This window comes from Streptomyces sp. NPDC048590, from assembly GCF_043199535.1.
Lineage (GTDB): Bacteria > Actinomycetota > Actinomycetes > Streptomycetales > Streptomycetaceae > Streptomyces.
The window spans coordinates 392,136-404,776 of sequence record NZ_JBICWC010000007.1 but is presented as its reverse complement, the minus strand read 5'-3'; the positions used below and the strand labels follow the sequence as shown (position 1 = coordinate 404,776).

The 12,641-nt window shown below is 71.3% G+C and carries 13 protein-coding genes; 9 read left to right on the top strand and 4 right to left on the bottom strand.

Features of this window, described 5'->3' with window-relative positions; translation table 11 throughout:
• The first annotated feature begins 140 nt into the window (after positions 1-140).
• From ACGFNN_RS22645 to ACGFNN_RS22630, 4 genes are all read left to right on the top strand, one after another.
• Entirely contained in the window at positions 141-761 is a 621-nt protein-coding gene (locus ACGFNN_RS22645) for an L-threonylcarbamoyladenylate synthase (RefSeq protein ID WP_362552383.1), read from the top strand.
• 110 nt (positions 762-871) lie between these two features.
• Positions 872-1,063: a DUF6381 family protein gene (locus tag ACGFNN_RS22640; RefSeq protein ID WP_393558345.1), complete on the top strand. Its 192-nt coding sequence runs from the start codon at positions 872-874 to the stop codon at positions 1,061-1,063.
• Between the two features lie 180 nt (positions 1,064-1,243).
• Complete coding sequence (locus tag ACGFNN_RS22635; RefSeq protein WP_393558456.1) at positions 1,244-1,630, top strand: DUF2267 domain-containing protein; 387 nt, start codon at positions 1,244-1,246, stop codon at positions 1,628-1,630.
• A gap of 95 nt (positions 1,631-1,725) precedes the next feature.
• A complete protein-coding gene (locus ACGFNN_RS22630) occupies positions 1,726-2,778 on the top strand; it encodes a GDSL-type esterase/lipase family protein (protein WP_393558343.1) in 1,053 nt (350 codons plus the stop codon).
• 18 nt (positions 2,779-2,796) lie between these two features.
• Here ACGFNN_RS22630 and ACGFNN_RS22625 read toward each other — a convergent pair whose 3' ends face one another.
• From ACGFNN_RS22625 to ACGFNN_RS22615, 3 genes are all read right to left on the bottom strand, one after another.
• Positions 2,797-3,804, bottom strand: a complete 1,008-nt coding sequence (locus ACGFNN_RS22625) for an LLM class flavin-dependent oxidoreductase (protein ID WP_393558341.1) — start codon at positions 3,802-3,804, stop codon at positions 2,797-2,799.
• 109 nt (positions 3,805-3,913) lie between these two features.
• The gene (locus tag ACGFNN_RS22620; RefSeq protein ID WP_393558339.1) at positions 3,914-4,792 is read right to left on the bottom strand and encodes an endo alpha-1,4 polygalactosaminidase; all 879 of its coding nucleotides are present in this window, start codon (positions 4,790-4,792) and stop codon (positions 3,914-3,916) included.
• Between the two features lie 83 nt (positions 4,793-4,875).
• A complete protein-coding gene (locus tag ACGFNN_RS22615) occupies positions 4,876-5,811 on the bottom strand; it encodes an adenosine kinase (RefSeq protein ID WP_393558337.1) in 936 nt (311 codons plus the stop codon).
• Between the two features lie 402 nt (positions 5,812-6,213).
• On the opposite strand from ACGFNN_RS22615, the gene ACGFNN_RS22610 reads away from it, so the two are divergent.
• From ACGFNN_RS22610 to ACGFNN_RS22590, 5 genes are all read left to right on the top strand, one after another.
• Positions 6,214-6,564 (top strand): hypothetical protein, encoded by a 351-nt coding sequence (locus ACGFNN_RS22610; RefSeq protein WP_393558335.1) that lies wholly within the window; start codon positions 6,214-6,216, stop codon positions 6,562-6,564.
• Positions 6,565-6,739: 175 nt separating this feature from the next.
• Positions 6,740-6,823, top strand: coding sequence for a putative leader peptide (locus ACGFNN_RS22605; RefSeq protein ID WP_362671059.1), 84 nt, complete (start codon positions 6,740-6,742; stop codon positions 6,821-6,823).
• Between the two features lie 246 nt (positions 6,824-7,069).
• Complete coding sequence (locus ACGFNN_RS22600; RefSeq protein WP_393558333.1) at positions 7,070-8,533, top strand: hypothetical protein; 1,464 nt, start codon at positions 7,070-7,072, stop codon at positions 8,531-8,533.
• Positions 8,534-8,718: 185 nt separating this feature from the next.
• The gene (gene argB, locus ACGFNN_RS22595) at positions 8,719-9,735 is read left to right on the top strand and encodes an acetylglutamate kinase (protein ID WP_393558331.1); all 1,017 of its coding nucleotides are present in this window, start codon (positions 8,719-8,721) and stop codon (positions 9,733-9,735) included.
• Between the two features lie 51 nt (positions 9,736-9,786).
• Entirely contained in the window at positions 9,787-10,908 is a 1,122-nt protein-coding gene (locus ACGFNN_RS22590; RefSeq protein WP_393558329.1) for an alpha/beta hydrolase-fold protein, read from the top strand.
• Between the two features lie 88 nt (positions 10,909-10,996).
• On the opposite strand, the gene ACGFNN_RS22585 is transcribed toward ACGFNN_RS22590, so the two are convergent.
• Positions 10,997-12,598: an ABC transporter ATP-binding protein gene (locus tag ACGFNN_RS22585; RefSeq protein ID WP_393558454.1), complete on the bottom strand. Its 1,602-nt coding sequence runs from the start codon at positions 12,596-12,598 to the stop codon at positions 10,997-10,999.
• Between the last annotated feature and the right edge of the window lie 43 nt (positions 12,599-12,641).

Genomic DNA, 12,641 nt, shown 5'->3' with positions numbered 1-12,641 from the left:
GCCGGCGCTCGCGATGGCCGGCGTCGGACACAGCGGGCCCATGGCCCGCGCATGGTGCCGGCGGGCTCCGGCCGCACGGCAGGCCGGCTCGCACGACTGTGCCAGGAGTGTCCGATGCCCGGAGGCCGTAGACTCGCCGGATGGCCAAGTACTTCGACGTGCACCCTGAGAACCCCCAGCGCCGCACCATCACCAACGTGGCCGAGAGCATCCGGTCCGGCGCCCTCGTCGCGTATCCGACCGACTCCTGCTACGCGTTGGGATGCCAGCTCGGCAGCCGCGACGGTATCGACCGCATCCGCTCGATCCGGAACCTCGACGACCGCCACCACTTCACGCTGGTGTGCCAGAACTTCGCACAGCTCGGCCAGTTCGTGCAGGTCGACAACGACGTCTTCCGCACCATCAAGGCGTCTACACCGGGGAGTTACACCTTCATCCTCCCCGCCACCAAAGAAGTGCCACGGCAGTTGCTGCACCCGAAGAAGAAAACCGTCGGCGTCCGCATCCCTGACCACACCGTCACCCAGGCGCTCCTGGGCGAGCTGGGTGAGCCCCTGCTGTCCAGCACCCTGCTCCTGCCGGACGAGGAGGAAGCCCTGACGCAGGGCTGGGAGATCAAGGAACGGCTCGACCACGTCGTCGACGTGGTACTGGACTCCGGGGACTGCGGCACGGAGCCGACCACGGTCATCGACTTCTCCGGGGGCGAACTGGAGATCGTGCGCCGTGGGGCGGGCGACGTGACCCGCTTCGAGTAGCAGCCCCTCGGCACGACCACTCCGCGCTTTTGGGACACGCCCCGAGATGCGCACACCCCCGGGTGCCTGCTTCGGTGGAGGGGTCCGCTCCGCCCAGCCGAGGAGTGATCATGAGCAAGTCAGACGACGTCACGGGCCGTCTCCAGGAGATGCGCGACCGGGCCGAGGACCTCGAGAAGGCCGCCGAGCAGACCGACGACCCCGCGGAGCGACGGCGGCTGGAGGACGAGGCACACCGGCTCGAATCCAGGAGCGAGCAGGTCAGCGGCATGGCGAGCGGGGACATCTACCCCATGCGGTAGGTCCTGGCGTGGTTACCGGCACGGGGAAGGTGGCCACGGCTTGCCGCTGCCGGTCAGGCGTGTTACCACCGGTACAAGGGTGACATGCGGTGGACACGCGGAGGGCGGGGCACGGGCTTCCCCTCCCCCGTCCCGCTCTCCGCCCCGCCCGCGCTCCGCGAAGGGGAACACGTGACGTACATGAGATGGCAACCGTTCCTGGAAGCCGTTCAGGAGCGCGGTGAGTACCCCTCGGCGCTGGAGGCGGAACGCGCGTCACGGGTGGTGCTCGCGCTGCTGGGCGCCCATGTCGTCGGCGAGGAGAGGAACGAGCTGGCCGCGTGTCTGCCCGAGACGTTCGCCCTCATTCTCCTGAACCCTCTGCAGGCCGCCGAGCCGCTCGGTGCCGACCGGTTCGTGCGTGCGGTCTCCGCCTGGATCGAAGGCGCCACCGAGAAGACCGCCGCCTGGGACACGGGCGCGGTCCTCAGCGTCGTGGCCGACGCCGCGGGAGACGCGCTGCTGGACCGGGTGCTGCTCCAGCTCCCGCCGGGCTACGACCTGTTGTTCGGGCACCCGCAGGCGTAGGGGCTGGTCGGGCTCTTCCTGCCTGGGCCTCCCGTCGATCTCCGCCATCCATAAATCTGATTGACAGTCAGGGGTCGGATGTTGGACTTTCGGCTGTGACCACCGAAGCTCCGCATGGCCGGAGAGATGACAAGCGCCTGCTCCCCGTGAAGAACGTCCTGGAGCAGGTGCACACCGCAGGGCGGGTCAAGGATCTGGGCGGGACGGTTCAGTTCAGCTGGCCCGGCGTGTACTTCGAGGGCCGCTTCCGCGGCGCGGGCGTGGGGACGGTGCTCGGCTGCGCGGCCGCCGACTACGACATCCAGGTCGACGGAACCACTGTCACCACCCTGGTGACCCCTGGAGACACCACTCACTGGGTCAGCGGCCTGCGGGACGCCGAGCACACGATCCGGGTCGTCAAACGCAACGACTCCCCTGGCGACACCAGCACGTTCGGGGGCTTCGTCGCCGCGCCCGGCGGGGCCGTACTCGGCAGGCCCGCTCCCCGCGGCCGGCAGATCGAGTTCATCGGGGACTCGATCACGGTGGGCTACGGCAATGTCTCGGGCACCCGCGAATGCGATCCGGAGCAGATCAGACGGAACACCAACGCTGACGTGGGTCACGGAGCACTCACCGCCCGGCAACTGGGCGCCGATTACCAGATCAACGGCTTCTCCGGACTCGGCATGATACGCAACGTCGCGGGCATCTCCCCGGACGTCACGTACCGGACCTACTCCGATCGCGCCCTGCTCGCCGTGCCCGGCGACGTCTGGCACAACCCGGGTACGTGGCACCCCCAGATCGTGGTGGTCAACCTCGGCTCCAACGACTTCACCGACCTCGTCCCCGGCGAACCCTGGACGCCCGACAGCCTCACGGTCGCCTTCCGCACCGCGTACGTCGAGTTCCTCCGGAAGCTGCGCGGGCTGCACGGTGCCGGCACCGCCCTCGTGGCCGTCGGCTTCGACAGGAACGCCGAACACGTGCGTCAGGTGGTCAGGGCGCGCAACGACGCAGGCGACACCGGGGTCCACTACTGGTACCTCGACCAGGCGGGCCTGGACTTTCTCGGCTGTGACGGGCACACCTCAGCTCAGGACGACCGGCTGATCGCCGACCGGCTCGCCCCGTTCCTCCGCGGCCTGCCGACAAGGTCGTGAGCGACATGACCAACCAGCTCAGCCCAGGCCCGCAATGCGCGCCAGCCGCCCCAGGGAATCGACCAGGGCCTCGCGGTCGTACGTACTCGTGGTCACCAGCACCTCGTCCGCGCCTGTCTGCTCCAGCACCTGTTCGAGACCGGCCGTGACCGTGGCCTCGGTGCCTGCCAGATGACCGCGCAGCCCGCCTTCGAACAGGTCGCGCTCCTTCCGTGTCATGGTCATCGCCTCGATCCGCTCGGTGGGTGCGAGCGGCGGAAAGGACCCCCGGGTGCGCGCACAGGCCATGGACCAGGCTTCGGGAACGAGCAGCCGCCGCGCTTCCTCGTCGGTCTCCGCGACCGCGACGGTACCCGCGACGATCACATGGGGTTCGGCCGCCCAGGCGGAAGGCCTGAAGGCGCCGCGGTACTCCTCGACCGCGCGGATCAGCTTCTCGCGCCCTCGGAGATCGCCCACGACCAGCGGCAGCCCCATGGCGGCAGCGACGGCGGCGCCCTCACCGGTCGCCAGGACGTAGGGAGGGACGCGTAGCCCCTCGGCGGGGTGGGCGTGCACCTCGGGATGGGCACGCTGGGTGCCGTCGAGCCATCCGAGGAGTTCGGTGAGCTGACCCGCGAAGGCGGCCGCGTCCTCCTTGCCTCGGCCCAGCGCCTTGCGGATTCCGTCCGTGAAGCCGACCGATCGCCCCAGCCCCATGTCGATCCGCCCGGGGAAGAGCGAGGCGAGAACCCCGAACTGCTCGGCCACGACGAGGGGCTGGTGATTCGGGAGCATCACCCCACCGGTTCCCACCCTGATGACGGATGTCGCTGCCGCGACGGCGGCGGCCAGGACCGTCGGCGCGGACCCTGCCACGCCAGGCACGCTGTGGTGTTCCGAGACCCAGAACCTGTGGTACCCGAGAGCCTCGGCCGTCCGGGCGAGGGTGACGGTGTCCCGTAGTGCCTGCGGGCCGTCGTGGCCCTCGCGGGTGCGCGAGCGGTCGAGGACGGAGAACCTGGTCGATGCGATCGGAGAGCTCACCTCTGCTACAACGCCCGCTGTCCGGCTTGATTCCCACGCCGCCGCGCACCCGCCGATCACCGCAGCGGCACGACCGGCACCGACGGCGCGTGGTGCGGCGCTGTCGCCGTCAGCAGGTCCGGTACGTGTGTCCCTTCCGCCCCTCGGGGAGCACGGCGAGGTCCCGCTGGACCAGGGAGACCTTGTCGCTCCAGGCGGCGCACGCTTCGCCGAAGTCCACCTCCCCCTCACCCTCGTACTCCACGGCGAGGACCCGGCCGTCGTAGGCGTCCGCGTACGCGCCGCACTCGTCGTACCGGGCGCACTCCTCGGTCACCGCGAAGTCGAAGCCGATCTCTGCTCGCCTGTCCAGCAGTCGGGTGGTGTTCTTCTGCCCGATGGCGAGACCAGCCGCATGGGCGCGCTCGGCGAGCAAGGTGGCGAGAGCGGCGTTGTCCGAGTCCGTCAGCTCGCCCTCGGAACGTTCGAACGAGTCGAGGTTGTCGGGCTCCACTGCCTGGAAACCGCGTTCCCGGCATCCGTCGATCCAGCCTCCGACGATCCGGGCCAGCGCTGCGCGCTTCTTCGGTGTCGAGGTGTCCAGGAGCACCTCGTCCCAGCCCTCGTCGATGATCGTGTCCCCGTCGCCGTCACGCAGCAGGAGGTCCGGGTGGGTGTCCTGCCACCATCGCAGGGTGCCCGGCTGCGTCTGGAAGGCGTTCACGTAGCAGACGTTGTAGAGACCGGGTTCCGGCCGGTCCTCCCGGTCGCGGGACAGGGCCCGGACGCCGTCGGGCGGCGCGTATCCACCGCCGATCTGGTAGTCGAAGGCCATACCCGCCTTCGGCGGAAGCACTTCGGCGGAGGGCGACCGCTGTCCGGGCCCACCCTCCCCGGCGGCTCCCGTCGAGTGCGTACAGCCGGCCAGGCAGAGGGCGGCGAGACAGGCGGCCAGACTCGTCGCCTTACCACTTCGGAGCAGAACCGGGTGGAGGATGCGGCGGACCACAGGTACTCCTGGTGTCGCGGAGAGCTGAACAGGCCTCCGCATTCTCCGTCATCGCCCGCATGCCGGAGTCACCCGGTCGGCGTTCAGCGCGTGCCGGGACGACCGGACCGGCGAGCATCCTCGGCAACCGCGGCGAGCAGCGCTTCCCTGCCGATCGCATCAGCCCGTGTGGACGGGACCGTACAGGCGTAGGCACCGGCGATCGCGCCGTACAAGGCGCAGCGGCGCGGGTGTTCACCGTTCAGCAGGCCGAAGAGGAAGCCGGCGGCGAACGCGTCGCCGGCCCCGTTGGAGTCCACCACGGCCGCGGGCGGGGTGACCGCCGGGACGTGCGTGAGCTCGCCCTCGTAGAGCAGTTGCGCCCCTTCGGCGCCTGCAGTGGCGACGGCGATCCGCGCTCGGCCGCGTTCGGAGACGTCACGGAGAGTCCGCTCCGGGTCCGGGAGGGCGGAGCTGGACATGAACACCACGTCCGCCTGGAGCGCGAAGGCCTCGTGGTAGGTGTCGGCGCCGTCCCAGTCGTGCAGATCGGTGGAGATCGGCACCCCGGCCTGACGGAGTTGCGGCAGCGCGTGGGAGCAGGGCTGGGTGATCACCACGTGGGCGTGGTGGGCATCCGCCGCGAGCCTGCGGAGGGTCGCGGCGTCGAACCTGTCCGAGTCCCGTGCGCGGTCGGCGTCGTAGAGAGACATCCGCCGGCCGTCGGGGCCGACCAGGTTGACCGCGCGCTTGGTGCCACCGGGCGCGGGGACGCCGGTGAACGGGATGCCCCGGTTCCGGTGCAGGGCGCGGACCAGGTCGCCCTCGTGGTCGTCCCCGATCATGTCGAGGTGATGTGCGCGCAGTCCGAGGGCGTGCAGCCCCAGCGAGACGAAGTCACCGCTCTGCCCCGCACGGGTCTCGATGCCCGGCCGGATCATGTGGCTGTCGGCGTAGGGCAGCGGCAGCTGAGGGACGTGGACGACGGTGTCCACGCCGGCACCGCCCAGCACGAGGACGTCGGTCTGTCGATGGGGCACAGTGATTCGTACCTCTCCGGTCGGGTAGGTCGGCTGGGCTGTTCATCGAGATGTGCCTGGCACGGCGGGACGGGACGCGGAGGGCCGATGGTGAGGCGCCCCCGGAACCGGCTCTCGTCCGTCAAGGACCTCTGCAATTCCTTTCACGCTCTTGCGCAAGGTGGGACCAGCCTGCCGCACTCTCAGGTACCGCCGCAACAGGGGTACCTCCGTGTGCCGTTGACGGATCGGTGCGGGAGCAGTCGCCGCAGGGACTTCGGCCTCGCCCTCCCAACGGAACGCCGCCGCCAGAGGTTCGTTCAGATTGCCGGCACGGCGGGATCTCTCTGCTTGAGACACCGCGGAGATGGGAAGACGGTGTGCACCAGAGCCCGCCGGCGGGCCCGGACTGCGGAGGTCGTGATGCTGTCACACAGATTTGAACGTGGTGTCCTGGTCCTCACCGTGCGGGAGGATCCCGGGATCGGCGGACGGGCCGAACTCTCCTCGGAGATCGTGGCGTTCCTGCAGGCCCACCGCCCCTCGCCGGTGCTCGTGGTGATCGAGGAGGCCGCGGCCACACCCGCCACCGCCAGCGCGGTCCTGCGAGCTCACCGCCAGTGCGGAGCCTGGGGCGTGCTGATGTCGGTGGCCACGGCGAGCTCCGCGGTACGACGCCTGCTGGAGGCCTCCGCGGACGTGGGAGGGGCCCGGCTCGCCGTCCATCACAGCCTCGACTCGGCCATCAACGCCACGTACGGAGAAGCGGCCTGATCAGTACTCAGGCGTGAGACACCCTCATGTGCCGGCCCTCCTGACCGCATCGCTCCCGTTCTCGACCCCCGGCCTGTGACCGGGCGAGCGGCGGGACGTGGCCGGCGCTTCGGCGTTCAAGGCGCCTACGGGGCACTGTTGACCGCGCATCAGCCGTAGTGCTTGGATCATCCTCATGAAGCGCTGCCAGGAGCTCACGCGACGACGTCACGTCGATCTCGCGCGTACGGCCGGCGCCCTCTGTCCGCTCGCGGGCTGATCCCGTCGGCGGCTCCGCCCGCCCGCTGTTCCACACCGGCCCCGTTCTTCGTCCGCACCTGACCGCGGACGGTCCGCTCGGCGGCCGCCGGGCTCTCTCTCCTCCGTTCCACCCTCTCCGCGCATCGGTGTCCCCGTGCCCGGCCGCTCCCGTCCGCCATGGGATCGGGATGGCACGGAGTTCGCCGTGCCCTGTTCGCCACACCGTCCGCTGCGCCCTGCCCCTTGCCGAAAGGACCGTCCTGTCGTGTCCGTCCTCCCCGCTCGCCGCCGTTCAGCCCGATGGAGGCCTGTCGGCGCTCTGCTCGCGGCCGTCGCCCTCGGCTGCGCCGGTCCCGCCACCGCCGTCTCCCCCTCACCTTTCGGCCCGACGCCTCCCCGCCACCCCTACGCGGGTCCGGACGGGACGGCGACCATGCACGGGGACTCCGGTTCCTCCGACACCACGCCGCTCCCCGGTCCGGGCGTGGGCACCCTGTCGTCCTCACGCACCGCACTCGCCTCCGCGTGCCCGACCGTGCTGGTCGGGGCCGACGGCTACCCCGTCGCCCTGTGCACACCGATATTCGGTCAGGTGCCGACCGTTCATCTGCTGGATCCGGACACCGGTTCGTCGCTGACCTCGCTGAAGCTCACGAAGGGTTCACTGCTCGGCGGCGTCTACGCGTACATCGACCATCAGGACCGGCTCGTCGTCGCGGACGGCAGCCGCAGCCTTCTCCGGGTGGGACACCACCGGGACTCCTCGGGCGACTGGAACCTCACGGTCGACCGGAGCCTGTCCCTGGCCTCCGTCATCCCCGAGGGCGACGCGGTCACCGGACTGGCGCCGGACTGGGACGGCCGGGTGTGGTTCGCCACCGGCGCAGGCAGGGTCGGCACCGCGGACGACACCACAGGCACGGTGAACGCCCTCACCCTGCCGGCCGGCGAGCGCGTCGCGAACAGCATCTCCACGGCTCCGCAGGGCACCGCCGTCACCACCACCCACGCCACCTACCTCCTGACCTCGGACGGCGGCACGCCGAAGGTCCTCTGGCGCAAGGCGTACGACCGCGGCTCCGCACGCAAGCCGGGGCTGCTGAGCTGGGGCAGCGGGTCCACGCCGACGTTCTTCGGCCCCGGCAGCGGGACCGAGTACATCGCCGTCGTGGACAACGCCGACGACACGGCCCATCTGAACGTGTACCGAACCGCCGACGGCTCGGACGTCTGCTCCGTGCCCGTCCTCACCGCGGCCGCGGGACCGGGAAGCGAGAACTCCCCGGTGGGCGCGGGGCGCAGCGTCTTCGTGGCGGGTACCTACGGCTACCCCTACCCCGCCGTGCCCGACGGCGCCGGCCCCAGCGTCCCGGCGACCGCCGACTTCGCGGGCGGTCTGACCCGGGTGGACGTCCGGCCGGACGGCGCCGGCTGCTCCCTCGTCTGGGACACCGCCCTGCGGTCGGCGGCCGTGCCGAAGCTGTCGACGGCCGACGGCCTCCTGCACACCGTGGTGCGCGACCCCCTGATCCCCGGGACCAGGGGAACCAGCCTGCTCGATCCGTTCCGTTACGTGCAGATCGACCCGGCGGACGGCCGGGTCACGCGCTCCTCACAGGTCGGGGTGGGGTCCCTCTACGACACCCTGCAGATGGCGGGCACGGTCGCACCGGACGGCGCCTATCTCCAGGGCACCGTGACCGGCATCCTGCGTATCACCGCGCGGTGAGTCCCCCGTGCCGGGCGGGTGGCCGTCCGGCACGGGCCGCTCCGTGCACCGAAGCCGGGCAATCCTGTTAGGTTAGGCTAACCTCTACTGCGGCGCGGGTGATGAGGCCTGACCAACCACCCCCGTTCGCGTACCAGTTGGTCGATCGATGCGGTTGATGCCGCGCGAACGGAGTGGGTAGCGGAATGAGTCCGGCTGTCAGGGATCGCTCGCGGGTATCGCCGTACACCGGCACCCTCACCCCTCCGGAACTGCCTGACAGCGGCATCGTCGTCGTGAAGTACGGCGGGCACGCCATGGTCGACACCGGTCTCCGGCAGGCGTTCGCGCGGGATGTCGTGGAGCTCCGGGCCGCGGGGCTGCGCCCCGTCGTGGTGCACGGGGGCGGTCCCCAGATCAGCGGCATGCTCGGCCGTCTGGGCCTGGAGACCCGGTTCGAGGCGGGGCTGCGGGTGACCACTCCCGCGGCCATGGACGTGGTGCGCATGGTGCTGTCCGGGCAGGTCCAGCGGGAGATCGTGGGGCACATCAACGCACACGGACCGTTCGCCGTGGGGCTGACCGGCGAGGACGCGCGCTCGATGACGGCTGTCCGCCGGCGTGCCGTGGTCGACGGCAGGGAGGTGGACCTCGGCCTCGTCGGTGACGTCGTGGACGTCGACCCGGGACTGCTGCACGCGCTTCTGGCGCAGGGTCATATCCCGGTGGTCTCCCCCGTGGCCCGCGGTGACGACGGGAAGGTCTACAACGTCAACGCCGACACCGCGGCCTCCGCCCTGGCCATGGGTCTGGGGGCGGATCGGCTGGTGATGCTCACGGACGTGGAGGGGCTGTACGCGGACTGGCCGCGCAGCACCGAGGTGATCGGGCGGCTGTCCGCCGACGCGCTGGACGCGCTTCTTCCGGAACTGGAGAGCGGCATGCTGCCCAAGATGGAGGGCTGTCTGCGGGCCGTACGCGGTGGTGTGGGGCGGGCCCATGTACTCGACGGCCGCGTGCCCCATGCACTGTTGCGGTGCCTGCTCGACAGGGATGCTCCGGGGACCACCGTGTTCCCCGCGTGCGGCGAGGAGCGGGAGGCCGTCGTGGCACACACCCGGCCGTTGCCCTCCCCGCACCGTTCGCTCATGCCGAAGGTGATCGGACAGCCCGGGTCGGGGCGCGTCGACCGGCGGGCCGCGGGCGCCGGACCGGTCGGCTGAGGCGGGCACGGCCCCGCACCCGTCGTTGTCCCCCTCTGTCAGGAGACGTACATGCATCGCGTGAAGGAACCGGCCGACATCACCGACGAGGCCCGGAGCCCGTTCCTCGCCTACGGGCTGTCCGGCACTCCCGGAACCGATACGTTCTGGGCGGCGGCGGGCGCGCCGACGTCGGTGCGCGGGGACGGCGGTGGCTGGCTGACCCTCTTCCTGTGGCGGGGTTCGTCGGCGCGGATCGGCTTCGAGAGCTGGTCGGAGCCCGTGCCCCTGCGCCGTTGGGGCACCACCGACTGCTGGTACGCCGAGGTCTCCATGCCCGAACGGCTGAGGGTGACCTATCAGTTCCTCACCGAGGACGGGGCCTTCGCGGACCCGTCGAATCCCGCGGGGGCGGGCGGTGACCGGTCGGTGGCCGCGACCCCGGACGCGCCGGCGCAGCCGCACTGGCCCCTCGTCGGCGTGGAGGACGTGCTGCCACTCCCCCGGACCCGCGTCCGGTGGGCCTCTGCCCGGCTGGGGGGCCGGCGGACCGTGCGCGTCCACCCGGTGGGCGGAGGAGGGCCCGTGGTCCTCCTGCTCGACGGCGACGACTGGCTGTATCTCCACCCGGCCATGACGGCGTTCGACTCCGCCTTCGCCGCCGGGGAGATGCCACCGGTCACCCTGGTCTTCCTGCCGTCAGGTGACCGGGAAGCCGAGTTCAGCTGCAGCCCGGCGCTCTGGGAAGCGGTCCGCGACGAGCTGCCGGGGCGGCTGGCGGAGTCCGGGGTGAGGGCCGAGTGGGACCGGCTGGTGGTCGCCGGGCAGAGTCTCGGCGGGCTGAGCGCGATGTACGCGGCGCTGGAGTTCCCGGATCTGGTGTCGCGCGTCGCCTGCCAGTCGCCGTCCCTCTGGTGGGCGCCCGGCGCCCTGGAGGGGCCCGACCCGCTGCGCGGGCCCGCCGGCGGGGACATCGCCGCCCGACTGCGCCGTCGCCCCGATCTCTCGGGGCTGAGGATCGCGTTCGACGTCGGGGAGCACGAGGCGAGGATGCTCCCCCACTGCGAACGGGCCGAGGCCCTGACCCGGGAGGCCGGTGCGACCGTGCGGACGTCCCGGTCGGCATCAGGTCACGACCGGGCCGGCTGGCGGCACGCACTGCTGAGGGATGTCGCCTGGGTGCTCGGCGAGTAGGCCGGGCACCGACGACGCGCCCCGGGTCGTGCGTGGCCGGGCACCACCGGCCCCGGCAGACCGAACGGTCCGCCGGGGCCGGCTCACGTCATCGCGCCACCGCGCGGCAGTAGTCCGCGTCGGAGGCGAGGAGGTGACGGTGCGAGTCCTCGGCGGTGACGACCCCGCCGTCCAGGACGAGCACCCTGTCGGCGGCGTCCAGCAACGCAGGGCTGCTGGTGAGCACGACGGTGGTGCGGCCCTTGCGCAGCTTGGCCACCTTCCGTGCGATGAGCTGCTCCGTGACCGCGTCGACCGCGGTCGTGGGGTCGTGCAGCACCAGTACGTCGGAGTCGGCGGCGAGGGCACGGGCCAGGGAGAGCCGCTGGCGCTGCCCGCCGGACAGGTTCGCTCCCCGGTCACGGACCCCGTGGTCGAGCCCTTCGCGGTGGAGGGCGACGACATCGGTGAGCATGGACGCCTCGACGGCCTCCGGGACCGATTCGCTGGTGCCGGTGGGGTCGATGTTGGTACGCAGGCTCCCTTCGAAGATCTCACCGTCGTACGGGTTCACCAGCAGGTGCTCCCGGAGCGACTCGACGGACAGTTCCGCGATCTCCCGCCCGCCGACCCGCACCACTCCCCCGTACGAGCCGGGCGGGACGCTCGCGCTGAGGACGGCCGCCAGATCGGCGGCCGCACGCGGCTGGTAGGCAGCGATCGCCACGAACTCCCCGGCGTGCACCTTGAACGTGAGTCCGTTCAGGGACTCGTGGCGGACACCGTCGACCTCCAGGTCACCGCCCGGCTCCAGAAGCCCGGTGCCGGGGTCGGACCGCGCCGGGGCCGCGAGCACCAGCGCCATGCGTTCGGCGGAGGCGCGGGCCATCATCACGTACTTGGGCATCTCCGAGAACATCTTCAGGGGTTCCATGATGAACTGCGCCAGCCCGACGGCCATGACGAGCTCGCCGACGGTGATCCGCCCGCTGTACGCCAGCCAGCCGGCCAGCAGCGTCACCGCGGCGGCGAGCACGGCGTTGAGGGCCAGAGAGGTGCCGGCGTACACGCCGTTCACCCGGGCGACGGTGACGGCCTGACGCCTGGCCTCCGTGCTGATCCGCCGGTAGGAGAGGAATGCCGCGTGGTTGCCTCCGAAGCCGTGCAGCGGGCGGAGCCCGGTGATCAGGTCGGCGACCTTGGCCCCGGCCCGTGCGACCCGGGCCTGCTGCTCCTGGGTGCTCGATCCGATCCGCCGGGACATCACGCTGAGGACGGACAGGATGCCCACGGTGCCCGCGATCACCAGCAGTCCGAGCCGGACGTCGGCGAGGCCGAGAGCGACCGAGGCGACCACCACCGCGACCAGCGAGCTGATGAGCAGAGGAACCACTTCGACGATGTCGGCCGTCTGGTCGGCGTCCTCGGTGGCGATGGTGAGGATCTCCCCGGACTTCAGATCGACGTCCCTGGCCACCGGCTGGAGACCGCACTCGGCGACCCGGACGCGCCAGCGGTGCGCCTCCGTCGTGTTGGCCTTCTGGAGCACACGCATCCCGAAGCGCCAGGAGAGCGACACCGTCGTGATGATCACGGCGAGCGAGGCGATCGACAGTCCGAGGGAGCCGAGGCTCCGGTCCCGCATCGTGTATTCGACGATCAGGCCGAGCGCGATGGGGAAGGCCGTCTCACCGGCCTGGTAGAGGCCCATGAGGACGGTGCCCCGGACGACCGCGCCGCGGTTGCGGCGCAGC

Coding starts and splice junctions, on each gene's coding strand:
- ACGFNN_RS22645 (WP_362552383.1), top strand. CDS start 141: ATGGCCAAGTACTTCGACGTGCACCCTGAGAACCCCCAGCGCCGCACC.
- ACGFNN_RS22640 (WP_393558345.1), top strand. CDS start 872: ATGAGCAAGTCAGACGACGTCACGGGCCGTCTCCAGGAGATGCGCGAC.
- ACGFNN_RS22635 (WP_393558456.1), top strand. CDS start 1,244: ATGAGATGGCAACCGTTCCTGGAAGCCGTTCAGGAGCGCGGTGAGTAC.
- ACGFNN_RS22610 (WP_393558335.1), top strand. CDS start 6,214: ATGCTGTCACACAGATTTGAACGTGGTGTCCTGGTCCTCACCGTGCGG.
- ACGFNN_RS22605 (WP_362671059.1), top strand. CDS start 6,740: ATGAAGCGCTGCCAGGAGCTCACGCGACGACGTCACGTCGATCTCGCG.
- argB (WP_393558331.1), top strand. CDS start 8,719: ATGAGTCCGGCTGTCAGGGATCGCTCGCGGGTATCGCCGTACACCGGC.
- ACGFNN_RS22590 (WP_393558329.1), top strand. CDS start 9,787: ATGCATCGCGTGAAGGAACCGGCCGACATCACCGACGAGGCCCGGAGC.
- ACGFNN_RS22585 (WP_393558454.1), bottom strand. CDS start 12,598: ATGGGCCTCTACCAGGCCGGTGAGACGGCCTTCCCCATCGCGCTCGGC.